The sequence below is a fragment of the Pseudomonas sp. SWRI81 genome (genome assembly GCF_014268545.1).
GTDB classification, from domain to species: domain Bacteria; phylum Pseudomonadota; class Gammaproteobacteria; order Pseudomonadales; family Pseudomonadaceae; genus Aquipseudomonas; species Aquipseudomonas hamedanensis.
Map to the genome: position 1 here is coordinate 24,867 of NZ_JABWQS010000042.1, position 24,392 is coordinate 49,258.

At 59.9% G+C, this 24,392-nt stretch carries 24 protein-coding genes and 2 tRNA genes; 7 read left to right on the forward strand and 19 right to left on the reverse strand.

Features of this window, described 5'->3' with window-relative positions; translation table 11 throughout:
* Nucleotides 1-13 precede the first annotated feature (13 nt).
* The 3 genes from HU765_RS26925 to HU765_RS21625 form a co-directional block, all read right to left on the reverse strand.
* Nucleotides 14-535, reverse strand: a complete 522-nt coding sequence (locus HU765_RS26925) for a hypothetical protein (RefSeq protein ID WP_238344749.1) — start codon at nt 533-535, stop codon at nt 14-16.
* Nucleotides 536-1,019: 484 nt separating this feature from the next.
* Nucleotides 1,020-1,096, reverse strand: a tRNA-Met gene (locus HU765_RS21620).
* Between the two features lie 115 nt (nt 1,097-1,211).
* Entirely contained in the window at nt 1,212-3,269 is a 2,058-nt protein-coding gene (locus tag HU765_RS21625; RefSeq protein WP_186622846.1) for a methyl-accepting chemotaxis protein, read from the reverse strand.
* 330 nt (nt 3,270-3,599) lie between these two features.
* Here HU765_RS21625 and HU765_RS21630 point away from each other — a divergent pair, with 330 nt between their 5' ends.
* Nucleotides 3,600-4,817, forward strand: a complete 1,218-nt coding sequence (locus HU765_RS21630) for an MFS transporter (protein ID WP_186551157.1) — start codon at nt 3,600-3,602, stop codon at nt 4,815-4,817.
* Between the two features lie 187 nt (nt 4,818-5,004).
* On the opposite strand, the gene ychF is transcribed toward HU765_RS21630, so the two are convergent.
* From ychF to HU765_RS21670, 8 genes are all read right to left on the reverse strand, one after another.
* A complete protein-coding gene (gene ychF / locus HU765_RS21635) occupies nt 5,005-6,105 on the reverse strand; it encodes a redox-regulated ATPase YchF (RefSeq protein WP_186551158.1) in 1,101 nt (366 codons plus the stop codon).
* A 22-nt stretch (nt 6,106-6,127) separates the two neighbouring features.
* Entirely contained in the window at nt 6,128-6,712 is a 585-nt protein-coding gene (gene pth / locus HU765_RS21640; RefSeq protein ID WP_186530541.1) for an aminoacyl-tRNA hydrolase, read from the reverse strand.
* 171 nt (nt 6,713-6,883) lie between these two features.
* Nucleotides 6,884-7,486: a 50S ribosomal protein L25/general stress protein Ctc gene (locus tag HU765_RS21645; protein ID WP_186551159.1), complete on the reverse strand. Its 603-nt coding sequence runs from the start codon at nt 7,484-7,486 to the stop codon at nt 6,884-6,886.
* A gap of 141 nt (nt 7,487-7,627) precedes the next feature.
* Nucleotides 7,628-8,569 (reverse strand): ribose-phosphate pyrophosphokinase, encoded by a 942-nt coding sequence (locus HU765_RS21650; protein WP_003171603.1) that lies wholly within the window; start codon nt 8,567-8,569, stop codon nt 7,628-7,630.
* A gap of 45 nt (nt 8,570-8,614) precedes the next feature.
* A tRNA-Gln gene (locus HU765_RS21655) sits at nt 8,615-8,689 on the reverse strand.
* Nucleotides 8,690-8,725: 36 nt separating this feature from the next.
* Nucleotides 8,726-9,577, reverse strand: coding sequence for a 4-(cytidine 5'-diphospho)-2-C-methyl-D-erythritol kinase (gene ispE / locus HU765_RS21660; RefSeq protein ID WP_186622847.1), 852 nt, complete (start codon nt 9,575-9,577; stop codon nt 8,726-8,728).
* A gap of 3 nt (nt 9,578-9,580) precedes the next feature.
* The gene (lolB, locus tag HU765_RS21665) at nt 9,581-10,198 is read right to left on the reverse strand and encodes a lipoprotein insertase outer membrane protein LolB (protein WP_186551161.1); all 618 of its coding nucleotides are present in this window, start codon (nt 10,196-10,198) and stop codon (nt 9,581-9,583) included.
* A 3-nt stretch (nt 10,199-10,201) separates the two neighbouring features.
* Nucleotides 10,202-11,926 carry a tetratricopeptide repeat protein gene (locus HU765_RS21670; protein ID WP_186551162.1) on the reverse strand — a complete coding sequence of 575 codons (1,725 nt, stop codon included), beginning with the start codon at nt 11,924-11,926 and terminating at the stop codon, nt 10,202-10,204.
* Between the two features lie 182 nt (nt 11,927-12,108).
* Between HU765_RS21670 and hemA the strand changes: the two genes are divergently transcribed.
* The 6 genes from hemA (at nt 12,109) to HU765_RS21700 (ending at nt 17,466) form a co-directional block, all read left to right on the forward strand.
* On the forward strand, nt 12,109-13,395 hold the full coding sequence (gene hemA / locus HU765_RS21675; protein ID WP_186622849.1) for a glutamyl-tRNA reductase: 1,287 nt from the start codon (nt 12,109-12,111) through the stop codon (nt 13,393-13,395).
* On the forward strand, nt 13,392-14,474 hold the full coding sequence (prfA, locus tag HU765_RS21680; RefSeq protein ID WP_186551164.1) for a peptide chain release factor 1: 1,083 nt from the start codon (nt 13,392-13,394) through the stop codon (nt 14,472-14,474). Before hemA ends, prfA begins: the two co-directional genes overlap by 4 nt.
* Nucleotides 14,475-15,305 (forward strand): peptide chain release factor N(5)-glutamine methyltransferase, encoded by an 831-nt coding sequence (gene prmC / locus HU765_RS21685; RefSeq protein WP_186622852.1) that lies wholly within the window; start codon nt 14,475-14,477, stop codon nt 15,303-15,305. It begins immediately after the preceding gene.
* Nucleotides 15,299-16,054 (forward strand): molybdopterin-synthase adenylyltransferase MoeB, encoded by a 756-nt coding sequence (locus tag HU765_RS21690; RefSeq protein ID WP_186622854.1) that lies wholly within the window; start codon nt 15,299-15,301, stop codon nt 16,052-16,054. The genes prmC and HU765_RS21690 overlap by 7 nt, the downstream gene beginning before the upstream one ends.
* Entirely contained in the window at nt 16,047-16,838 is a 792-nt protein-coding gene (murI, locus tag HU765_RS21695; protein ID WP_186622856.1) for a glutamate racemase, read from the forward strand. The genes HU765_RS21690 and murI overlap by 8 nt, the downstream gene beginning before the upstream one ends.
* A gap of 109 nt (nt 16,839-16,947) precedes the next feature.
* Entirely contained in the window at nt 16,948-17,466 is a 519-nt protein-coding gene (locus HU765_RS21700) for an acyloxyacyl hydrolase (RefSeq protein ID WP_186622858.1), read from the forward strand.
* A 135-nt stretch (nt 17,467-17,601) separates the two neighbouring features.
* On the opposite strand, the gene HU765_RS21705 is transcribed toward HU765_RS21700, so the two are convergent.
* The 8 genes from HU765_RS21705 to phrB are packed head-to-tail and all read right to left on the reverse strand — an operon-like array spanning nt 17,602 to nt 24,391.
* The gene (locus HU765_RS21705) at nt 17,602-17,907 is read right to left on the reverse strand and encodes a YkgJ family cysteine cluster protein (protein WP_186622859.1); all 306 of its coding nucleotides are present in this window, start codon (nt 17,905-17,907) and stop codon (nt 17,602-17,604) included.
* Between the two features lie 52 nt (nt 17,908-17,959).
* Nucleotides 17,960-18,451 (reverse strand): DUF2878 domain-containing protein, encoded by a 492-nt coding sequence (locus HU765_RS21710; RefSeq protein WP_186622860.1) that lies wholly within the window; start codon nt 18,449-18,451, stop codon nt 17,960-17,962.
* On the reverse strand, nt 18,444-19,709 hold the full coding sequence (locus tag HU765_RS21715; protein ID WP_186622861.1) for a cyclopropane-fatty-acyl-phospholipid synthase family protein: 1,266 nt from the start codon (nt 19,707-19,709) through the stop codon (nt 18,444-18,446). The genes HU765_RS21710 and HU765_RS21715 overlap by 8 nt, the downstream gene beginning before the upstream one ends.
* A complete protein-coding gene (locus tag HU765_RS21720; protein WP_186622862.1) occupies nt 19,696-20,511 on the reverse strand; it encodes a DUF1365 domain-containing protein in 816 nt (271 codons plus the stop codon). Before HU765_RS21720 ends, HU765_RS21715 begins: the two co-directional genes overlap by 14 nt.
* Nucleotides 20,508-21,755 (reverse strand): FAD-dependent oxidoreductase, encoded by a 1,248-nt coding sequence (locus HU765_RS21725; RefSeq protein ID WP_186622863.1) that lies wholly within the window; start codon nt 21,753-21,755, stop codon nt 20,508-20,510. Before HU765_RS21725 ends, HU765_RS21720 begins: the two co-directional genes overlap by 4 nt.
* A complete protein-coding gene (locus HU765_RS21730; RefSeq protein WP_186551174.1) occupies nt 21,752-22,534 on the reverse strand; it encodes an SDR family NAD(P)-dependent oxidoreductase in 783 nt (260 codons plus the stop codon). Before HU765_RS21730 ends, HU765_RS21725 begins: the two co-directional genes overlap by 4 nt.
* On the reverse strand, nt 22,531-22,953 hold the full coding sequence (locus HU765_RS21735) for a nuclear transport factor 2 family protein (protein WP_186622864.1): 423 nt from the start codon (nt 22,951-22,953) through the stop codon (nt 22,531-22,533). Before HU765_RS21735 ends, HU765_RS21730 begins: the two co-directional genes overlap by 4 nt.
* The gene (phrB, locus tag HU765_RS21740) at nt 22,946-24,391 is read right to left on the reverse strand and encodes a deoxyribodipyrimidine photo-lyase (protein ID WP_186622866.1); all 1,446 of its coding nucleotides are present in this window, start codon (nt 24,389-24,391) and stop codon (nt 22,946-22,948) included. Before phrB ends, HU765_RS21735 begins: the two co-directional genes overlap by 8 nt.
* Between the last annotated feature and the right edge of the window lies 1 nt (nt 24,392).

Below are 24,392 nucleotides of genomic sequence, written 5' to 3' on the forward strand. Positions count from 1 at the left end.
AGGCCGCGAACTGTTATTCGTCCGTGAGTACCTCGTTCTGCGATGCGAGTAACAGACGTCGGCGAGTTAGCTTTGTGAGCCGTGCAGGGCGATCTTTTCCCGGGAAAAACTCCAGAACCTCTCCCTCCCTAAGCCCCCTTCCAAATCTGTCAAAATAGCCAAGCAGATTTGCAGGAAGGTGATCAGTGATAGGTTCGTTATGCTCGGCGGCATTGATCGCTCCCCCGATGGCTTGAACAGCGCGGAAAAAGTAATCCTCATTTGCTGCGGGAAATAGGCCGGCTGAGTCGTCAATGTAATCAATAGTAATGCCAGGTATCGCGCTACCGTCCTTGACTTCAGAGAGACCAATGGAAAGCGGGTCTGTAAATCCTTTTGGCGCCCTAATGCGAACGTTGTTTTGCACGAATATCCACTTGGCAACCGCTATTACGAATTCCTCCAGAACAGATATGTCCTTAAGAAGCTCAAGCGGGATAGTGTGCCCATCAAATCGAGCGCCGACAAACCGCGGTTCAATCAATGGTTTTTTCATGAGCGATCCCTATCCCTTGATTTCTGTTGTCGCATGAATTTCTGCAATTCCCTGCCCATTTCTGGTGGGGAGAAATGTCGCAAGTGGGCGCCGTTTGATGACGAAAGGCGCACGCTCCGCCTTGTTCCATCCCAGCATAGCCTTAACCAAGCATCACAGTCGCAGCTCCCTAGAAAGCTGCCATCGTTAAGAATGTATTCGTGCAAAGGCATCCGATTCTTCCTTTGACGGCGTTGAATCGAACCATGGTGGATTGTCGGTCATATGGGGAATCAAAGCACAGCGTCGCAGGTGGTGTAATTTACGAAATATCCGTTTCGTACGCTGATCGGATATTTTTCCTATAATTTTCTTCTTGAGAAATGCGTCAATTCGGTCTGCTGACGTGAAGCGGCCGATCTGAGCTGTAGGAGTAAGCTCGGGAAAGATTTTTCTCAAGGCATAAAAAAACGGCCTACCTTTCGGTAAGCCGTTTTTTAGTACTTGGTGGCTACACAGGGACTTGAACCCCGGACCCCAGCATTATGAATGCTATGCTCTAACCAACTGAGCTATGTAGCCAAGTGGCGCGCATTATTCCCCTGAAATGATAAAGCGTCAAGCGTAAATCAAAAATATTTCTTCCTGTTTTCAACCGCTTATCCTCAAGCCCCGAAAATCGGGGCCGGGGAGGGCGTCAGCGCAGCTGGAATCTGGCGGTATTGGCGCTCAGGGCCTGGCTGCCCTGGCTCAAGGTGTCCGCCGCGAGGTTCACGGCGCGCGCGCCTTCGAGCAAACGCACCGCCGCTTGATCGACCTGCTGGATATTGCCGCTGACCTCATCAGCGGTGCTCGCCTGCTCTTCAACGGCCGTGGCGATCTGCGCCAGGGTGTCGGTGACGCTCTGTACCGCGCTGGCGATTTCCCCCAGGCGTTCGCCGAGACCGGTGACCGCTTCGGCATCGGATTGCGCTTGGCCGCAAGCGGCTTCCATCAGGCTCACGGCTTCGTTGACCGTGGCGCGCAGGCTGTCGACGGTGCCCGCAATCTGAGCGGTAGACGATTGAGTGCGTTGCGAGAGGCTGCGCACTTCGTCGGCGACCACGGCAAAACCGCGTCCCTGTTCACCGGCGCGTGCGGCCTCGATGGCAGCGTTGAGTGCGAGCAGGTTGGTCTGCTCGGCGACGCCGCGAATGGTGTCCACGACCAGTTGAATCTGCTGGCCTTGCTCGCTGACCCGGCCCAGCGCTGCGGCAGTGTCGTTGAGGCGCTGATTGAGTTGCTGAATGCTCGCCGTTGTGCGTTGGCTGTCGCGGCTGCTGTCTGCGGCGATACGCCGGGTGTGCTGGGCGCTGCCGGACGCCTGTTCGCAGCTTTGCGCCACGCCTTGCGAGGTGGCGGCCAATTGCGTGGCGGCAGCGGCGATCTGGCTGATCTGCAACTGCTGCGCCTCGACTTCGCCGAGGGCGCCGCTGGAGTGTTGGTTGAGGCTGCGCACAGCATTGCTCAACTGCGAAGTCTCGTGATCGACGCCAAGCATGCTGCTGCGCAGTTGCACCACGGCAACGTTGAGCGCTGTGCTGATCGCCGCCAATTCATCGCGACCCATCACCGGCACTTGCAGGCTCAGGTTGCCGTCGCGCAAGGCTTCGGCGAGCAGGGTGATGCCGCTGGCGCTGCGGCGGATTGATGCCTGCAGGCAGACGAACAGGTACAGCGCGGCCAGCAGCAAACAGCCGAAGATCACGGCAACAAGGATGAACTGGCGGATCGCCGTGCCGTGATAGGCATCAAGCCGCTGATCCAGCGCTACCAGCGATTGCTGGCGCAGGGATGCCAGATCAGTGAGCAACGCATCGAGGCTACGTTCGAAGTCTTCCGGTTTCAGGTTAATGCTGCCGCCGAACACGCCGTCGTCGAGTACCTTCAGGCCGCTGTCGAGGTGTTTGAGGCTGTCGTGGTATTGGCTGGCCCAGGCTTGCAGATCGGCTGGCAGACGCGCTTCCAGCAGCCCCGCCGTTTTCACCAGTTGCTCGCGGGCGTCGCCGATGCGGCTGCGCAGGTCGCGCAGTTGCAAGCGGCTCTGCAAGGTGAACTGGCCGGAGACGACCGAGGCCTGACCGACTGCCGCGAGGCGACCGACCCGCTCGATCAGGTCCGGCGCGTGTTGCGTGGAGATTTGCGTCAGCAGGTAGGTTTCCAGCCACGGCGCCAGCGTCAGGCGATTGTCCATGACAATCTGCTCGCGCAAGGCTTGCAGTGCGCCCAGGGCATTGGTGAAACGGTCGTAACCGTCCGGCCACCAGCCAACACCGCTGAGGCTTTTCGAATCCAGACTCTTGAGCGCCGATTGCAGCGCTTGAAAGCGCGCGAGGGTTTCGCCCTCGGCGCCTTCCTGGTTCAGCGCGTTACCCAGGTCGGTGGTGGCTTGCAGCACCGCCGGTTGCACGCCGTCGAACGCGGCCATGGCGGCAAGAGTGGCCGGTGTCGGCTGGCGATTGGTTTCCGTGGCGCGCCAGCGGGCGGCGCGGTCACGTTGAGCGGCGAGCAGGTTGTCCAGCGCATCCAGCGCCAGCAATTGACGCACCCCGGCGCGCTCGCCAGAAATCAGGTTGAGCTTCTCTTTATAGTCCTGGCCGATCATCAACAGGCTGCCGGCCAACGGCAGAATGAACAGCAGAAACAACATCTGGAATTTACGCGCGAAGCCAAACCGCCCCAGCAATTTGATCCCCGGTGAAAGGAAAGCCTGCATGCCTCATGACTCCTCTGGACACCACGCACCATTGGCGTGCATCGCGAGCTTCTCGCCCACGACCGTGCCCTCTAAAAGGCCTCGAAAGTTCACCTGTGCCCGCTCTGTAGGCCGGCTCTGTAGCGAAACTTCCCATTGTCGAGCGCCTTTGTAAGGCGATCGTGTTCAAGGGCAGAAGCAAGGCAAGATTCAGACCATGGCGTTGCGCTATCATTTTTTGTCGGCGGCCAGCCAGTTAGTTAGCTGCCTAAGGGGATGGCGCTCACGCACCGAAAAATGGCACATTGACGTACCTGCCTGCGGGCAATTCTCTGCTGTCCGGAAATTTCCATGGCTATCAGCAACGTTCAGACCGCCGCTGCCTCGGCGACCGCTGCTCCCCAAAGCAGTCCACTGGTAATGCGCATCATCGGCGCGGTGGCGCTGGCGCATTTGATCAACGACCTGATCCAGTCGGTGCTGCCGTCGATCTACCCGATGCTCAAGGCTAACTATGGCTTGACGTTCACCCAGGTCGGCCTGATCACCTTGACCTTCCAGTTGACCGCGTCGCTGTTACAGCCGTGGGTCGGTTATCACACCGATCGGCATCCGAAACCCTGGCTGCTGCCAGCGGGTACGGTGTGTACCTTGATCGGCATTCTGATGATGTCGGTAGTTGGCAGCTTCCCGTTGATTCTGCTGGCAGCGGCGTTGATTGGTATCGGCTCATCGACCTTTCACCCGGAAGCGTCGCGGGTCGCGCGGCTGGCATCGGGCGGGCGCTATGGCCTGGCGCAGTCGACGTTTCAGGTCGGCGGTAATGCCGGTTCCGCGTTCGGCCCGTTGCTGGCGGCGGCGATCATCATTCCCTTCGGCCAAGGCAATGTGGCGTGGTTTGGTCTATTCGCCGTGTTTGCATTGTTCGTGCTGTACCGCATCAGCCGCTGGTATGCCAATCACCTGAACCTGTTCAAGCTCAAGGCCGGACAGGCGGCGACGCACGGATTGTCGAAGGGCAGGGTGACCAGTGCGCTGGTGGTGCTGGGCTTGCTGGTGTTCTCCAAGTACTTCTACATGGCCAGTTTCACCAGTTACTTCACCTTCTACCTGATCGAGAAGTTCGACCTGTCGGTGGCCAGTTCGCAGCTGCACCTGTTCCTGTTCCTGGGCGCGGTGGCTGCGGGCACGTTTTTCGGCGGGCCGATTGGCGACAAGATCGGGCGCAAGGCCGTGATCTGGTTTTCCATCCTCGGCGTGGCGCCGTTTACGCTGATCCTGCCGCACGTCGATCTGTTCTGGACCAGCATTCTCAGCGTGGTGATCGGCTTCATCCTGGCCTCGGCGTTCTCCGCCATCGTGGTGTATGCGCAGGAACTGGTGCCGGGGAATGTCGGGATGATCGCCGGGATTTTCTTCGGACTGATGTTTGGTTTTGGCGGGATTGGCGCGGCGCTGCTCGGGCATCTGGCGGATGTGCACGGGATTGAGTACGTGTATTTCCTGTGTTCGTTTCTGCCGCTGTTTGGCGTGTTGGCGATCTTCTTGCCGCGTACCAAAAAGGCCTGACCCCACACAGACCAATTGTAGGAGTGAGCCTGCTCGCGATAGCGGTGTGTCAGTTAACAAATATATATCTGATACACCGCTATCGCGAGCAGGCTCACTCCTACAGTGGGAATGCGGTGTGGCGGAGAATGTTTCAGGCACAAAAAAGCCGCGTATCAAACGCGGCTTTTTCTTGGGCGGCTGTCGCTTAGACGTTAAAGCGGAAGTGCATCACGTCGCCGTCCTTGACGATGTAATCCTTGCCTTCCAGGCGCCATTTGCCGGCCTCTTTCGCACCGGCTTCGCCTTTGTACTGGATGAAGTCGTTGTAGGCGATGACTTCAGCGCGGATAAAGCCTTTTTCGAAGTCGGTGTGGATCACGCCAGCGGCTTGTGGCGCGGTGGCACCGACTTTGACGGTCCAGGCGCGGACTTCTTCGACACCGGCGGTGAAGTAGGTCTGCAGGTGCAGCATTTCGTAGCCGGCGCGGATCACACGATTCAGGCCAGGCTCTTCCAGGCCCAGGGCCTCGAGGAACATGTCTTTTTCTTCGCCGTCATCGAGCTCGGCGATTTCCGCTTCGATCTTGTTGCAGACCGGAACGACCATGGCGCCTTCTTCTTCGGCGATGGCACGAACCACGTCCAGGTGCGGGTTGTTCTCGAAACCGTCTTCAGCGACGTTGGCGATGTACATGACCGGTTTGGTGGTCAGCAGGTGGAAGCCCTTGATCACGGCTTTCTCATCCGCGCTCATGTTCTTCATCAGGCTGCGTGCCGGCTTGGCTTCGGTGAAATGCGCGATCAGTTGCTCCAGCAGCGCTTTCTGAACCACTGCATCCTTGTCACCGCCCTTGGCGTTGCGCGCGACTTTCTGCAGTTGTTTTTCGCAGCTGTCGAGGTCGGCGAAAATCAGTTCCAGATCGATGATTTCAATGTCGCGTTTCGGGTCGACGCTGTTGGAGACGTGGATCACGTTGTCGTCTTCGAAGCAGCGCACGACGTGAGCGATGGCATCGGTTTCGCGGATGTTGGCGAGGAACTTGTTGCCCAGGCCTTCGCCTTTCGAGGCGCCAGCGACGAGGCCTGCGATGTCGACGAATTCCATGGTGGTCGGCAGGATGCGCTTCGGATTGACGATGGCCGCCAGTGCTTCCAGACGCGGATCCGGCATCGGCACGATGCCGCTGTTCGGCTCGATGGTGCAGAAGGGGAAGTTCTCGGCCGCGATACCGGACTTGGTCAGGGCGTTGAACAGGGTGGACTTGCCGACGTTAGGCAGGCCGACGATGCCGCAATTGAATCCCATGGTGTTTCCCCTCGGAGTAGAGTCAGGCCTTCTGGCTGTGCAGGTTTTTCATCGCGCGGTTCCATTCACCGGCGAGGATATCCGGCAGCACGCCGAGGGCAAAATCGATGCTGGCATCGAGTTTTTCCTGTTCGGCGCGTGGCGCACGACCCAGGACAAAATTTGAAACCATACTGGCGACGCCCGGGTGGCCAATGCCAAGCCGCAGGCGGTAGAACGTGTTCTGATTGCCCAGTTGCGCAATGATGTCGCGCAACCCGTTATGACCGCCATGGCCGCCGCCTTGCTTGAGCTTGGCAACGCCCGGAGGCAGATCGAGTTCGTCGTGCGCCACGAGGATTTCTTCAGGCTGGATGCGGAAGAAACCGGCGAGTGCCGCCACGGCCTGGCCGCTGCGGTTCATGTAGGTGGTGGGAATCAGCAGACGAACATCCTGACCCTGATGCGAATAGCGCCCGGTCAGGCCGAAATATTTGCGATCGGCCACCAGATTCACATTCTGTGCGTGGGCGATGCGCTCAACAAAAAGGGCCCCTGCGTTATGCCGGGTCTGTTCGTATTCAGCGCCTGGATTACCCAGGCCAACGATCAGTTTGATGGCAGTCACGATAGGGGCCCTTCCTTGGAGTGGTGGATAACATCGCCGCGATCAGGGAAAGCGGCGAAAGTGGACGAAAAATGCTCATTTACCATGGATGTAAACTTCGCGTTCTCGCCCGCTTTCTCGCTACGTTCCAGTCCGCGATGTTACTTGCTCACTCAGGCTATACAGAGTGAATTACTCTGCTGCGCCTTCTTCGGTAGCTTCTGGAGCAACACGGGGAGCGTGGACGTTGGCAACAGCCTTGTCATCGCCGTGTGCCAGAGCAACGAACTCAACGCCTTTAGGAGCTTTGAGGTCCGACAGGTGAATGATCGAGCCGATTTCAGCGTCAGCCAGGTCGACTTCGATGAATTCAGGCAGATCTTTCGGCAGGCAGGACACTTCGATTTCAGCGATAACGTGCGAAATCTCGCCGCCTTTCTTCACTGGAGCAGCTTCGTTGATGAAGTGCACAGGAACGATGGCGGTCAGTTTCTGGCCGGCAACAACGCGTACGAAGTCAGCGTGCAGCACGTGGCCTTTGGACGGGTGACGCTGCAGTGCCTTGATGATGACGTTTTGCTTGGTGCCACCAACGTTCAGCTCGATGATGTGGCTGTAAGCCGCTTCGTTTTCGAGCAGTTTGGCAACTTCTTTGGCCAGCATGCTGATGGATTCAGGGGCTTTTTCGCCACCGTAAACTACAGCTGGAACCAGGCTTGCGAGACGACGCAGGCGGCGGCTCGCACCTTTCCCCAGGTCGGAACGCACTTCAGCATTCAGAGTAAAATCGTTCATTGTGTATCTCCAAAATAGCCATGACCGAGTGGCGTTTGCGACCAGCGCCGAACACGGTATGGGCAAAAAAGCCCCGCCCCGACAGGTATGCCGGGGCGGGGCGCTTTTCGTCAACGAGACATTTCGTGAAGGGCAGGGCCCTTAACGGAACATCGCGCTGATCGATTCTTCATTGCTGATGCGGCGAACCGCTTCGGCAACAACCGGTGCGATATCCAGTTGACGGATACGTGCACAGGCTTGTGCTGCTGCGGACAGCGGGATGGTGTTAGTGACCACCAGCTCGTCCAGCACGGAATTTTCGATATTCTCGATGGCCCGGCCCGACAGCACAGGGTGTGTGCAGTAGGCAAAGACCTTGGCTGCGCCATGCTCTTTCAGGGCCTTGGCCGCGTGGCACAGAGTGCCGGCGGTATCGACCATGTCATCGACGAGAATACAGGTACGCCCTTCGACATCACCGATGATATGCATCACTTCAGAGTGATTGGCTTTCTCACGGCGTTTGTCGATGATCCCGAGATCAACGCCCAGCGACTTGGCCACGGCACGTGCACGCACGACGCCACCAATGTCCGGGGATACGATCATCAGGTTTTCGAAGCGCTGATCTTCAATGTCATCCACCAGAACCGGGGAGCCGTAGATGTTATCTACCGGAATATCGAAGAAGCCCTGAATCTGGTCAGCATGCAGATCAACCGTGAGAACACGGTCGATGCCGACTACGGTAAGCATGTCAGCGACGACTTTCGCGCTGATGGCCACACGTGCGGAACGCGGACGGCGATCCTGACGGGCATAACCAAAATAAGGAATAACAGCAGTGATACGAGTAGCCGAGGAGCGGCGGAAGGCGTCAGCCATCACTACCAGTTCCATCAGGTTATCGTTTGTCGGAGCGCAGGTCGGCTGAATAATGAAAACGTCTTTACCGCGAACGTTTTCATTGATCTCGGCTGTAATTTCGCCGTCGGAAAACTTGCCGACAGAGATGTCACCGAGAGGGATATGCAGCTGACGTACAACACGCCGAGCCAGATCGGGGTTAGCGTTCCCCGTAAAGACCATCATCTTGGACACGCGCAGTACCTAGAGGCTGAGGGTAACCTGGATGAGTAGAGAAAATGGCAGGGGCGGCTGGATTCGAACCAACGCATGGCAGGATCAAAACCTGCTGCCTTACCGCTTGGCGACGCCCCTGTATCTGTTGCTTCAAGTGCCTGGCACTTGATTCCTTTAGAGCAGACTTTGCAGCTTGCGATGCAACATCGAAACGTTGCTTCCTTTTGCTACAAACCCTGAAAGGGTCTCTGTCAGAAGGGCCGAGACTTTATCAGCTTCAGCTTTGCTTGGGAAGCCCCCAAACACACAACTTCCAGTTCCGGTGAGCTTTGCTTCGGTAAATTTACCTAACAAATCCAATGCGTTACGTACTTCTGGATAACGCCTTGCAACCACCGGCAAGCAGTCATTTCGACTGTTTCCCTCGGGAACGGGGCGCACTTTAATGGGCGGCGTGTTACGTGTCAACAAAGGATCGGAAAAAATTTCTGCCGTACTTACAGAGACTTGCGGCACGAGCACCAGATACCACGGTTCTTCGGGATCGACCGGGGTCAGTTTCTCGCCCACGCCCTCGGCAAACGCCGCATGGCCACGGACGAAAACCGGTACGTCAGCGCCCAGTGACAAGCCCAGAGCGGCCAGGCGATCTTCATCCCAACCCAGTTGCCAGAGATGGTTGAGGCCGAGCAAGGTCGTGGCCGCGTTCGAACTGCCGCCGCCGATACCGCCGCCCATGGGCAGCACTTTGTTAATCCAGATATCGATGCCCAGCGCGCAGCCGGACTGTTGCTGCAACATTTTCGCTGCGCGCACGATCAGGTTGCTGTCGTGGGGCACGCCGGCGAATTCGGTGTGCAGCTGGATCACCCCGTCATCGCGCACGGCAAAGGTGATGTCATCGCCGTAATCGAGGAACTGAAACAACGTCTGCAACTCGTGATAACCGTCTTCGCGGCGACCCAGAATGTGCAGCATCAAATTGAGTTTGGCCGGCGAAGGCAGGGTCAGTCGTGCAGCGGCCATGGGTTATTGCCCCAGCTTGCGCGGTTGCCAGGTCTTGATCACCAGCGTGACGTCAAGATCAGTGCCGTGCAGCTTTATACGCTCGGGTAGCCAGTAGCCGTTCTGCTGGGTGTAGGCGGTGTACTCGACTTTCCAGCCATCCTGTTCGAGGCTGGCCAGGCGGCTGTCGGCGTCCAGATTCAGGCGACTTTTGCTTTCCGGCGCTGGCAGGCCACGGACCCACCAGGCCAGATTCGACACTGGCAGTTTCCAGCCCAGTTGCTCCTCCAGCAGGGCTTCCGGGGACTGCGATTCGTAGCGGCCCTGGTTGGCGACTTCCAGCGATACCTTGCCCGGACGACCGGTCAGGCGTGCCGCGCCGCGACCCAATGGGCCGGACAAACGAATGTCGTAGTAATCCTGGCGTTGCAGCCAGAACAGTGTGCCGCTGCCGGAATCCTTTGGCGCGCGGATGCCGATCTTGCCGTCGATCTGCCAGCCATCGAGGCCGGTCAGTTGTTGTTTGTTCGCCGCCCACTGGGCCGGGCTGCCGTGGCCTTCGACAGATTCACGGGCGCCGAAACCCGCGCAACCGGCGAGCAGGGCGATAAAGCTGAAAACAATAACGTGGCGCAAAAACATGAGTTAAAGAGTCTCGGATCCGGTCAGGCGCTTGATGGTGCTGCGCAGGATGGTGCTGTCGGGCTGATCCTTGAGGAACTTGCCCCACACTTGTCTGGCTTCGCGTTGATTGCCCTTGGCCCACAACACTTCGCCCAGATGCGCGGCCACTTCGTGATCAGGAAAACGCTCGAGCGCCTGGCGCAGGTATTTCTCCGCGTCGTCCAGATTGCCCAAGCGGTAATTCACCCAGCCGAGGCTGTCGAGTACGGCCGGGTCTTCCGGGTTGATCTGGTGGGCCTGCTCGATCAGCGTTTTCGCTTCAGCGTAGCGGGTGGTGCGGTCGGACAGGGTGTAGCCCAGCGCGTTGAGTGCCATGGCGTTGTCCGGGTCGCGCTTGATGATCAGGCGCAGGTCTTTTTCCATCTGCGCCAGGTCATTGCGTTTTTCTGCGAGCATCGCCCGGGTGTACAGCAGATTGAGATCGTCCGGGTATTTCTGCAGGGCCTGCTGCAAAACTTGCCAGGCTTTGGCTTCTTGCTTGTTGGCCGACAGGGTTTCCGCCTCGATCAGGTACAGCTGGATCGCATAATCAGGCTGCTCGTCACGTTCGGCGGCCAGTTTGCTTTGTGCTTCAGCGGTTTTGCCGTTGTTCATCAGGATATCGGCCTGACGCAGTTGCGCCGGCAGATAGTCGTTGCCCGGACCGACCTGCGCGTATTCGATCAACGCGCCTTGCGGGTCGTTACGCTCTTCGGCAATGCGCCCCAGGTTCAGGTGCGCCGAATCGACATGGCTTTCGCGCGCGATCAGGTCTTCCAGATAGCCTTTGGCTTCTTCCCAGGCCTTGGCTTCCAGGCACACCAGCGCGAGGGAGTAGCGCAATTCGTCGTCTTCCGGGTACTGCTGAACCAGGCTGGAGAACTCGGTCTTGGCGTCATCCATCCGGTCCTGCTCGACCAGCATGCGCGCATAGGTCAGGCGCAGGCGCTTGTCGTCCGGGTATTTTTTGATGCTTTTCTGCAACAGCGGCAGCGCTTCGTCGCCACGGTTCAACACTTGCAGCAGACGCGCGCGCAGCAAAATCGGGGCAACTTCGCCGTCTTCCGGCGGGTTGTCTTCGAGCAGCGTCAGGGCGCCTTGATTGTCGCCGTCCTGCTGCAAGAGCAAAGCCTTGCCAAAAATCAGTTGATTGTTGTTCGGGTGCCGTTGCAGCAAACGGTCGAAGCTTTTCATCAGGCCGTTGCGGGTTTCCTGATCGGTGTCGGCGGCCGACAGCGCGAGGAAATCGAAATGGGTGTCGCCCTTGCCCTGCAGGACTTTTTCCATGTAGACCATGGAGTCGTCGTAACGCCCGGCGCGGGCCAGTTGCACGGCGGCGGCGCGTTGCGCTTCGAGGTCGTCCGGAGCGTTTTTCGCCCAGATCAGAGCGGTGTCGAGGGCCGGTTGATCGGCGCCCAGGTATTCGGCGATGCGAAAGGCGCGCTCGGAAACACCCGGGTCCTGCGTGTTGATGGCCTGGGTCACGTAGTTGTCCAGGGCAATGTCGAAACGATTGCGCTGACCGGCGAGTTCGGCGCTCAGCAGGCTGAACACGGTTTCCTCGCTGAAAGAGCTGTAGACCTTGGGTTTTTCAGGCGCGGGCGTGGTGTCTTCGGTCGGCGGAGTACCGTCCGGCGCAACGGGGGCCAAGGCTTGGCAGCCGCTGAGGAAGACAAAAGCGAGGAGCAACGCGGAAGATCTATTCATATAGGAAGAGGACGACTAACCTGCGGTCGGATCATCATGACACAAGCCTTCGGCCAAACATAACCGAGACTCAATTGTGGCCATTATAGGGGCTGACGATTGGGACAATAGTCAGCGGTAGTTGTTCTGAATCTTTCGAAGTAGGACAATTGCCGGCTTCACGTCACCATCAGCGACCTTGAATGGCCTTCCTTGCACTCGGTATCAACCACAAGACTGCATCAGTAGACGTGCGCGAGCGCGTGGCCTTTACGCCTGAGCAACTGGTGGAGGCTCTGCAACAGCTCTGCCGACTGACCGACAGCCGCGAAGCTGCGATCCTCTCCACCTGCAATCGCAGTGAGCTTTATATAGAACAGGATCAGCTGTCGGCCGATACCGTGCTGCGCTGGCTGGCCGATTATCACCATTTGAGCCTCGAAGAGCTGCGGGCCAGTGCTTATGTGCATGAAGACGATGCGGCCGTTCGTCACATGATGCGCGTCGCCGCAGGACTCGACTCGCTGGTGTTGGGCGAACCGCAGATTCTCGGCCAGATGAAGTCGGCCTACGCCGTGGCCCGCGAGGCCGGCACCATCGGCCCGCTGCTGGGACGGCTGTTTCAGGCGACGTTCAATGCGGCCAAGCAGGTGCGCACCGACACGGCCATCGGCGAAAACCCGGTCTCCGTGGCGTTCGCCGCGGTCAGCCTGGCGAAACAGATTTTCAGCGACTTGCAGCGCAGCCAGGCCCTGCTGATCGGCGCTGGCGAGACCATTACGCTGGTCGCCCGCCATTTGCATGAACTGGGGGTCAAGCGCATCGTCGTCGCCAACCGTACGCTGGAGCGCGCCAGTCAGTTGGCCGAACAGTTTGGTGCCCACGCGGTGCTGCTGTCGGACATCCCCGCGGAACTGGTGCGCAGCGACATCGTCATCAGTTCGACCGCCAGTCAGTTGCCGATTCTCGGCAAAGGCGCGGTGGAAAGCGCGTTGAAGCTGCGCAAGCACAAGCCGATCTTCATGGTCGACATTGCCGTGCCCCGGGACATCGAGCCGGAAGTCGGCGAACTCGACGACGTTTACCTCTACAGCGTCGACGATCTGCACGAAGTGGTCGCCGAAAACCTCAAGAGTCGTCAGGGCGCAGCCCAGGCGGCGGAGGAGATGGTCTCGGTCGGCGCCGACGATTTCATGGTGCGCCTGCGCGAGCTGGCGGCGGTTGACGTGCTCAAGGCCTATCGTCAACAGAGCGAACGGCTGCGCGACGAAGAATTGCAGAAGGCCCTGCGCCTGCTGGCCAACGGCGGCAACGCCGAAGACGTGCTGGGCCAATTGGCCCGTGGCCTGACCAACAAACTCTTGCATGCGCCCAGCGTGCAACTGAAAAAGCTGTCTGCCGAAGGCCGCCTCGATGCGCTGGCCATGGCCCAGGAACTCTTTGCCCTTGAGGGCTCACCGGATAGTTTTTCGGATAAAAAACCGCAATGAAAGCGTCACTGCTCAACAAGCTGGACATTCTCCAGGACCGTTTCGAGGAACTGACCGCGCTGCTCGGCGACGCCGAAGTCATTTCCGATCAGGCCAAATTCCGCGCGTATTCCAAGGAGTATGCCGAACTGGAGCCTGTAGTGGCCGGCTATAAAAAGCTGCTCGGCGTACAAAGCGATCTTGAAGGCGCGCAGGCGCTGCTCAAGGACAACGACCCCGACATGCGTGAAATGGCTGTGGAAGAAGTCCGCGAAGCCAAGGAGTTGCTGGTCACGCTGGAGTCTGATCTGCAACGCATGCTGCTGCCCAAGGATCCCAACGACGGCCGCAACGTGTTTCTCGAGATCCGCGCCGGCACCGGTGGCGACGAGGCGGCGATCTTTTCCGGGGACCTGTTCCGCATGTACTCACGCTACGCCGAGCGCCGAGGCTGGCGGGTGGAGATCCTCTCGGAAAACGAAGGCGAGCACGGTGGCTATAAAGAAGTCATCGCCCGCATTGAAGGCGACAACGTTTACGGCAAGCTCAAATTCGAATCCGGCGCGCACCGCGTACAGCGTGTACCCGCCACCGAATCCCAGGGCCGTATCCACACCTCGGCCTGCACCGTGGCGGTGTTGCCCGAGCCGGACGAACGGGAAGCCATCGAGATCAACCCGGCGGATTTGCGCGTCGACACTTTCCGCTCCTCCGGGGCCGGTGGTCAGCACGTCAACACGACCGATTCGGCGATCCGCATCACCCACATCCCGACCGGCACCGTCGTCGAGTGCCAGGAAGAACGTTCCCAGCACAAGAACCGTGCCCGGGCGATGGCGTGGCTGTCGGCCAAGCTCAACGATCAGCAGACTGCTGCGGCGGCCAACGCCATCGCCAGCGAGCGCAAGTTGCTGGTCGGCTCCGGCGATCGCTCCGAGCGGATTCGCACCTACAACTTCGCTCAGGGCCGGGTCACCGACCATCGGGTCAACCTGACGCTGTATTCGCTTGATGAAATTCTCGCCGGCGGCGTGGAGGCCGTAATCGAGCCGTTGCTGGCCGAATACCAGGCTGACCAACTCGCCGCGATAGGTGAATAAATGACCATCATTGCCAGCCTGTTGCGCGCCGCCGAGCTGCCGGACTCGCCCACTGCGCGCCTGGACGCTGAACTGCTCCTTGCCGCCGCTTTGGGCAAGTCGCGCAGTTTTCTGCATACGTGGCCCGAGCGCATTGTGCCGAGCGAAGCGGCGCTGACCTTTGCCGAGTACCTGCAACGGCGCCGCAGTGGTGAGCCGGTGGCGTATATCCTCGGCCAGCAAGGTTTCTGGAAACTCGACCTGGAAGTCGCGCCGCATACGCTGATTCCGCGCCCGGACACCGAGTTGCTGGTGGAGGCGGCGCTGGAACTGTTGCCAGCAACCCCGGCAACGGTGCTTGACCTCGGCACCGGCAGCGGCGCCATCGCTCTGGCCCTGGCCAGTGAGCGTCCGGCGTGGAAAGTCACCGCCGTGGATCGTGTGCTCGAAGCCGTGGCCCTGGCCGAACGCAATCGCCAGCGCCTGCAATTGGATAACGTCACGGTGCTCAGCAGCCATTGGTTCAGTGCACTTGAAGGCCAACGCTTTGGCTTGATCATCAGCAACCCGCCCTACATCGCCGCGGCCGATCCGCATCTGATCGAAGGTGACGTGCGCTTCGAACCGGCCAGCGCACTGATCGCAGGGGAGGACGGCCTCGACGATTTGCGCCTGATCGTCGCCCAGGCGCCGGATTATCTGCAGGCCGGCGGCTGGCTGATGCTCGAGCACGGCTATGATCAGGCCCAGGCTGTGCGGGATCTGTTGCTGAGCCGTGGCTTTGAAGAGGTTCACAGCCGTACCGATCTGGGCGGCCATCAGCGCATCAGTCTGGGGCGCCTGCCGTGCTGAATGATCAGGAGTTGCTGCGCTACAGCCGGCAGATTCTGCTGCAACACATCGACATTGACGGCCAGTTGAAGCTCAAGGCCAGTCGGGTGTTGATTGTCGGCCTCGGCGGACTTGGCGCGCCGGTGGCCCTGTATCTGGCGGCGGCGGGCGTGGGCGAGTTGCATCTGGCGGATTTCGATACGGTCGACCTGACCAACCTGCAGCGCCAGGTTATTCATGACACCGACAGCGTCGGTCTGAGCAAAGTCGACTCGGCGCTCAAACGCCTGGGCGCGATCAATCCCGAGATTCAACTGATCGCCCATCGTCAGGCGCTGGACGAGGACTCACTGGCCGCTGCCGTAGCGGCGGTGGATCTGGTACTGGACTGTTCGGATAATTTTGCCACCCGCGAAGCGGTCAACGCCGCGTGTGTTGTCGCACGCAAACCTTTGGTCAGCGGCGCGGCGATTCGCCTGGAAGGGCAGTTGTCGGTGTTCGACCCACGGCGTGCCGAAAGCCCTTGTTATCACTGCCTGTATGGTCACGGCAGCGAGGCCGAACTGACCTGCAGCGAAGCCGGCGTGGTCGGGCCGCTGGTCGGTCTGGTCGGCAGCCTCCAGGCGCTGGAAGCCTTGAAAATTCTGGTCGGCTTCGGCGAACCGCTGGTTGGCCGCTTGCTGCTGATCGATGCGCTGGGTTCGCGTTTCCGTGAGTTGCGGGTCAAGCGCGATCCAGGCTGCAGCGTCTGTGGTTCGCGCCATGCGTGAAGCGCCGATCGGCGTGTTCGACTCCGGCGTCGGCGGCTTGTCGGTATTGGCAGAGATCCAGCGTTTGCTGCCCAATGAATCGCTGCTTTATCTCGGCGATTGCGGGCACATTCCTTACGGTGAAAAAACCCCGGAGTTCATCCGTCAGCGTTGCAGCGTGATGGCTGCTTTTTTCCGCGAGCAGGGCGCCAAGGCGCTGGTGCTGGCGTGTAACACCGCGACAGTGGCGGGCGTCGCCGATCTTCGTCGCGACTATCCCGACTGGCCGATTGTCGGCATGGAACCGGCGGTCAAACCCGCCGCAGCGGCCACGCGCAGTGGCGTAGTCGGCGTGCTGGCGACGACGGGGACTTTGCAAAGCGCCAAGTTTGCCGCGTTGCTTGATCGCTTCGCGGCTGATGTCAGAGTCATCACCCAGCCGTGTCCGGGGCTGGTCGAACGGATTGAAAACGGCGATTTGCACAGCGCCGACCTGCGCACGTTGTTGCAAGGTTATGTCACGCCATTATTGGCTCAAGGCTGCGACACGATCATTCTTGGCTGCACGCACTATCCGTTCCTCAGGCCGCTGCTCAGGTCGATGATCGGCGACGATATAAGCCTGATCGACACCGGAGCCGCCGTGGCCCGGCAGCTTCAGCGTTTGCTTGCCGAGCGCAATCTGCTCGCGGACGGTCCGAGCCTGCCCGTGAAGTTCTGGACCAGCGCTGATCCGCAATCTCTCAGAAAAATCCTACCGTTGCTGGGCCAAACTGCGTCGAATGTGCAAAACTTCGACTTGTAAAAAAAATGTGAAATAACTAAAAAACGCTGAACTTCTGACCAAGCGCAGATTTCTATAGTGACAGAAGCACTAAAAACCAAACGATCGTTCCGGAAAAGGAAGTTTCAAAGTGAAGCGACTATTCTGCTTGGCCGCGATTGCGGCCGCACTGATGGGGCAAAGTCTTTCTGCACAGGCTGCGGACGTAGAGTTTGCGGTGGGCGGGACCAGCGATTCGACCATGACTTATCGTCTGGGCATGAATTTCGATTGGGACAAGAGCTGGCTGCAGAGCGATGTCGGCCGCCTGACCGGTTACTGGAGTGGCGCCTACACCTACTGGGAAGGTGACAAGACTTCCAACAACAACAGCCTGTCGTTCTCGCCAGTGTTTGTTTACGAATTTGCCGGTCAGTCGGTTAAACCTTACGTGGAAGCCGGTATCGGCGTGGCGTTGTTCTCCAACACCGAATACGAAGACAACAAACTGGGCGGCTCCTTCCAGTTCGAAGACCGTCTCGGTTTCGGCCTGCGCTTCAATGGCGGCCACGAAGTCGGAATCCGTGCCACGCACTATTCCAACGCCGGTCTGTCCAGCGACAACGATGGTGTAGAAAGCTATTCACTGCATTACTCGATGCCGCTGTAATCAGTCGCTACGCGCAATCCCATTGTGGGAGCGGCCTTGCTCGCGAATGCGGTGTGTCAGTCAGCACAGAGGGCGCTGACCCACCGCATTCGCGAGCAAGGCCGCTCCCACAGTTGTTTCTGTGGTGTTCGAAAATCAGCGGTAGGCGGTAGATATGCCTCGGCGCTCTTCGATGCACTCCGGTGCGCCCATTTCAAACTCGCGGCAGATCAGTGGGCGTTTCTCGTAGATCGTGCACATCATGCTGTCGCGGTCCAGCGCCGCGCACCAGCCGTCGTCCAGGCGCAGCATGACTTCGCCGCCCCACTCATCGGTATCGATAAAGCGATCCGGCACGCCAGTGTCGGTGATCAGCAGCACTTCGAGCTGGCAACAGCACGCGGCGCAGGTCGAACAGGTGACTGCCGGTTCGGCGATTTGCGTATGAGGAATGGTTTTCATGGCGCCAGTGTAAGGCAGTGATCGCTGTGGGTGTGAACGCGCAGACGGACGCTCAAGGCGCCAAGCGTCGAGCCATTACGTGTAGCAGTGGAAACAGCAGAGCCCAGAGCAGGCCGATGACGATCAGCGTGGCGACCTCGCCGTAGGGGAATTGCACCCCGGCCAGGCGCCCGCCGCCGTAGTAGGACATCGCTCCGCCCACCGCACCGAGCCCGCTGGCCAGCCACCATGGCCGGGCGCTCCATTCAAGGCAATGACGCAAAGTCGTGGCCAGCAGCGCCCAGAGCAGCATCAGCCAGAGCGGAATCAGTGGCGCAGCATCCTCGAACCGAAACACCCCGAGGTAACGCAAAACCCCGTCCACCGCCGTGCCGACAATGACCACGCAAAGAATCAGACGGCCCTCCGCCGCCCAACTGCCGATCCAGCGCAGATGGATCACCAACACCGCCAAGGCCAGCAGTAGCCACAAGCTGTTGCCGCCCAGCACGCAGGCCAGCCAGCCGAGCTGAAACAGCACGGCATTGGCCGCACGCTCAAGCATCGAAGCGGCCGAGCAGAGGCATCGGCATCGCCGCCGGTTTGGCCAGTAACAGTTGCGCGGTGCCGATGGTGCGTTCGAGAAAGCCACCCTCGCAGTAGCACAGGTAAAACTCCCACAGCCGCAGGAAATAATCGTCGTAGCCCAATTCATTCAAACGGCCATGGGCCAGGCGAAAGTTCTCGTGCCACAGGCGCAGGGTCCTGGCGTAGTGCAGGCCGAAATCTTCCATGTGCAGCAGGTTCATGTCGGTGTCGCGGCTGACCACGTCGAGCATTTTCTGCACCGAGGGCAAGGCGCCGCCAGGGAAGATATAGCGCTGGATAAAGTCGACGCTGCGCCGGGCCTGTTCATAGCGCTGTTCGCGAATGGTGATTGCCTGCAACAGCATCAAGCCGTTGCTCTTGAGCAGGCGCGCGCATTGCTTGAAATAGGTCGGCAGGAAGCGATGGCCGACCGCTTCGATCATCTCGATCGAGACCAGCTTGTCGTACTCGCCGCTGAGGTCGCGGTAATCCTTGAGCAGCAGGGTGACGCGATCCTGCAAGCCCAGTTGTTCGATGCGGTTGGCGGTGAACGCGTACTGCTCTTTCGACAGGGTGGTAGTGGTCACGCGGCAGCCATAATGCTGCGCTGCGTAGAGCGCCATGCTGCCCCAGCCCGTGCCGATTTCCAGCAGGTGGTCGCTGGGCTGGAGGGCAAGTTTCTGGCAGATCCGTTCCAGTTTGTTCAACTGCGCCTGTTCCAGCGTGTCGGTGGGCGTGAGGAATTGCCCGGCGGAATACATCATGGTCGGGTCGAGAAACTGCTCAAACAGTTCATTGCCGAGGTCGTAATGCGCCGCGATGTTTTTCTGCGAGCCCTTGCGCGTGTTGCGGTTGAGCCAGTGCAAGCCTTGCACCAATGGCCGACCAAGGCGCGCCAGCCCCCCTTCCATGGCATCGAGCACATCGAGATTACTGACGAAGACGCGGACGACGGCAGTCAGGTCCGGTGAACTCCAATAACCGTGGATAAACGCTTCGCCGGCACCGATGGAACCGCTGCTGGCAATCAGGCCCCACAGCGCCGGATCGAGCACATGGACTTCGCCGAGCAGAGCGCTGCCGGGCATGCCGAAGAGCATTTGCTCGCCATCCTCGACGACCATCAATTGCCCGTGTTTGAGCTGCGCCAACTGGCGCAGCACGCCACGGCGCAGCAGCGAGCCGGTCAGACCGTTGGTGCTCAAGCGACTGAGCGGCAGGCTAGAGGATTTCATGGTGCGGCTCCTTCGGAGGCACAGAGGCGGTTTGGAAGCTGCCGTCGGCAGCCTGATGAGCGAAGATCGGCGCGCGCTTGAGCAGCAGTCGCAGCGCTTGCCAGTAAATCGCCAGGGCGGTTTTCGCTGTCATCCACGGAAAGCGCCGCAGATAGCCGTGCAGGCTGCGACGATCGAGCGGTTCGCGGCGCAGATTGAGCGTGGCGTCGAACAGTTTGTGGTCGCCCTGCCAGTCGGCCATGTGCACGCCGAGGGTTTGCGCGGCCGGGCTGAAACTCATGCGGTACTCCAGATCCCGAGGCAAAAACGGCGAAACGTGAAACGCCTTGGCCACAGCGAAATGCTGATGAAAATCCACCAGGCTGGTCGGCGTCTGCGCTGGCAGCACGTAGTGATAACGCTCGCGCCACGGCGTATTGGTCACTTCGCAGACAATCGCCGCCAGTTGCCCGTCGGCTTCGTGGCAGTAGAAGAAACTCACCGGATTGAACGCCAGCCCCCAACTGCGTGGCTGGGTCAGCAGGCACACCGCGCCTTGCGGCTCATGACCGATGGCCGCGCCGACCTGCTGGCGTACGGCGTCGATCAGGCGCATGCCGTGAGCGGTAAATGCTTTTAGATAATCGCTTTCGCGGAACGAAAACGGCGCAAAGCGACCGCGACCGGCCAGGGGCGACAGGGCCAACACGGCCTCCTGCTCGCTCAGGTCGAGATAGAGCAGGCCGATCCGGTAACGGAATTGGTGGCGACGGGGCGAGAAGCGTCGGTGGCCGATCCAGCCCGAATACAGGGCGCTGTTCATAAGGTCTCACCAAACGAAGCCGCCACGCGCAAGGCGCTGACCACACCATCCTCATGAAAACCATTGGCCCAGTACGCGCCGCAGTAATGCGTGTGTTGCGCACCATCGAGTTCGGCCCAGCGATTTTGCGCGGCCATCGCCGCGAGGCTGTATTGCGGGTGGGCGTAGGTGTAGCGAGCGAGGATCTTATCGGGGGCGATGCCCGCGCTTTGGTTGAGGCTGACGCAAAACGTCGTGTCGGTCTCGATGCCCTGCAGGATGTTCATGTTGTACGTCACCGCCGCGCGGGTATGGCCGGGCCCGCCAAGGCGATAGTTCCAGCTGGCCCAGGCCCGTTTGCGCGTCGGCAGCAGGCCGGTGTCGGTGTGCAGCACCACTTCGTTATCGGCATAGGGCAGGGCACCGAGGATCGCCCGTTCGGCATCGCTCGGGATGGCCAGCAGTTGCAGGGCCTGGTCGCTGTGGCAGGCGAACACCACTTTGTCGAAATGTTCGATGCCGGCCGGGCTGTGGATAACCACGCCGTGTTGGTTGCGTTCGACGCGAGTCACCGCGCAATTGAGGCGAATATTGCCCTTGAACGACGCCGTCAGCGGCGCGATGTAAGCACTCGAACCGCCGACAATGACTTGCCACTGCGGCCGATCGCTGACGGACAGCAGGCCGTGATTCTTGAAGAAACGCAGAAAAAACTGCAGCGGGAAATTGAGCATTTGCGCCATGGGCATCGACCAGATGGCCGCGCCCATCGGCACGATGTAATGCAGGACGAAGCGCTCCCCGTAACCGCCAGCCTTCAGGTATTCATCGAGTGTGGTATCGGCGCCAATGCGCAACTCGGCGAGATCACGCTGGGCTTGTTTGTTGAACCGCAGAATGTCTTTCAGCATGCCCCAGAAACCCGGCGACAAGAGGTTGCTGCGCTGGGCGAACAGGCTGTTGAGGTTGTTGCCGTTGTATTCCACACCGGTGTCCGGGTCGGTCACCGAGAAACTCATCTCGGTCGGTTTGAAAGCCACGCCGAGCTGGTTGAGCAAGCGGATGAAGTTCGGATAGGTCCAGTCATTGAAAACAATGAACCCGGTGTCCACGGCGAACTCCTGGCCTCGGTGCTTGACCGGCACGGTGTGCGTATGACCGCCGACCCAGTCGCCAGCTTCGAACACTGTAATGTCATGACGGCGCTTGAGCAGGTAGGCGCAGGTGAGCCCGGCGATACCGCTGCCAATCACGGCGATTTTCATATCGGGTCTCGCTGCGGTGGGTTTTTGCGCACCATGCGTTTGCCGATGGCGAGCTGAGCGCGGGCGGGCAGTTTCGACAGCGGCCACAGCGCCGCCATGAACAGCGCCGGAAAGGCAATTTCCAGCGGACGGTCCTTGAGTTTGGCGTAGATGTGACGAGCCGCTTTATCCACAGGCCAGCTCAGCGGCATCGGGAAATCGTTCTTCTCGGTCAGCGGCGTTTCGACGAAACCGGGACTGATCACCGTGACTTCAATGCCTTCATCCGCCAGATCGATACGCAGTGATTCGAACAGATAACGCAGCCCGGCCTTCGATGCGCCGTAGGCTTCAGCCCGTGGCAGGGGCAGGTAAGTCACCGAGCTGGCCATGCCGACCAGGTGCGGCGCGGTGCCTTTGCGCAGCAGGGGCAGGGCGGCTTCGATGCAGTAACTGCTGGCAAGCAGATTGGTGCGCACCACGTGTTCGATGATCGAGGCATCGAACTGGCGGGCGTCGACATATTCACAGGTGCCGGCGTTGAGAATCACGCTGTCCAGCGAACCCCAGGCCTCGGTGATCTGCTCACCGATTTCGCGCACGGTCTGACTGTCGGTCAGGTCTCCCGGCACCACCAGCACCTGTCCCGGATAGCGTTGGGACAGGACTTTAAGTGGCGCAACGTTGCGTGAGCTGACGGCCAGATGCGCGCCGCTTTTGAGGATGTACTCACACAATGCAGCGCCGATGCCACTGCTGGCCCCTGTCAGCCAATAACGCCGTGGAGGTGTACGACTCATCCCATTCTCCTTTTCAGCCAGGCAATCACCCGGCCCAATATTGGCAAGTGTTCATATAGCAGCGCCCCGGCATCGAAATAATCCCGGTGGCGATAAACCTTGTCCCGCCAGAGCAGGTGCGAACAGCCGTTGACGCGAATCTCGCGGCCGCCGGCCAGACGCGGGTGGCGGTAACTCATGACCCAGCGCAGGTAACCCTCACCGTCGGCAATTTGGTCGAAACCGTGAAAATCGAAACGCAGATCGCTGACGTTGGCGTACAACTCGGTGAAGTAATCTTGCAGTTGCGCCAGACCCTGCACTTCATGCAGTGGATCGGTGAAATGAATGTCGCTGCTGTACAGCTCGCCTAGGCGATGCAGGTTGTCTTTGTTCAACCCGGAAAATTGCCGGGCGAAGCTGCGCAGGAATTCACTCATTGACGGCTCCGGCAGGCTGGCGCGACGGCAGATTCTTGAACGCCGTCAGCGCGCGGTCGCGTGAAGCGCCGAGGTTGACGATCGGCGCCGGATAATCCGCTACGCCGAACAGCCCTCCAGCGCTGGCCGGGTTGTGTACTTGCTTCTTGTTGAGCCCAGCCAGTTCCGGCAGCCAGTGCTTGATGAACACGCCTTCGGCGTCGAACTTTTCCGACTGGCTGACCGGGTTGAAAATGCGGAAGTACGGCGCTGAGTCGGTGCCGGTCGACGAGCTCCATTGCCAGCCGCCGTTGTTCGCCGCCAGATCGCCGTCGATCAGGTGGCGCATGAAAAAGCGTTCGCCTTCGCGCCAGTCGATCAGCAGGTTTTTGGTCAGAAACATCGCCACCACCATGCGCAGGCGGTTGTGCATCCAGCCGGTTTCGAGCAATTGGCGCATCGCTGCGTCAATGATTGGCAGACCGGTGCGCGCCTCTTGCCAGGCCTTTAAATCTTCCGGCGCGTTACGCCAGGCCAGGGCTTCGGTTTCCGGGCGGAAGGCGCGGTGCCGCGAAACTCGCGGATAGCCGACCAGGATGTGTTTGTAGAACTCGCGCCACAGCAGTTCATTGATCCAGGTGACCGCGCCGACCTTGCCGCTTTCAAACTCGCCCTGATTGCTGTGCAGCGCGGCGTGCAGGCACTGGCGTGGCGAGATCACCCCGGCGGCGAGATAAGGCGAGAGCTGGCTGGTGCCGGGCTTGGCCGGGAAGTCGCGTTCGCTCTGGTAATAGTCGATCTGCGCATCGGTGAACGTATCGAGACGGCGTCGCGCTTCTTCTTCGCCGGCCGGCCACAATGCGCGCAGCGATTCGCTCGGCGTGGCGAAGCCTTTGACGGCGTCGGGAATCGCATCGCTGGCGATGTTCAGCGCAGCCTGTTTGCCCGGTGCCTTGACCCGTGACGGCAGCGAACGGTGCAGGCGTTCGTAGCAGACTTTGCGGAACTGGCTGAAGACCTGAAAGTAAGTGCCGGTCTTGGTCAGTACGGTGCCGGGTTTGAACAGCAACTGATCCAGATAACTGTGGAATTCGATGCCCTCGGCCCGCAACGTTTCGGCCACGGCTTCATCGCGACGGCTTTCATGAACGCCGTATTCCTCATTGACGTGAACCGCTTCGATCTCCAATTGCCGGCAGAGCTTGAGCAGTTCTGCCGGCGCCTGGTCCCAGTGCGCTGCGCTGCGAATCAACAGCGGGATGTTCAGCGCGCCGAGACTGTGGCTCAGCTGGCGCAGGTTGCGCAGCCAGAAATCCACCTTGCACGGCGCATCGTCATGTTCCAGCCATTGCTGCGGGCTCAACAGGTACACGGCCACGGTCGGGCCGCGCGCTGCGGCGGCCGCCAGGGCAGTGTTGTCGTGTTGGCGCAAGTCGCTGCGCAGCCAGATCAGTTGCATG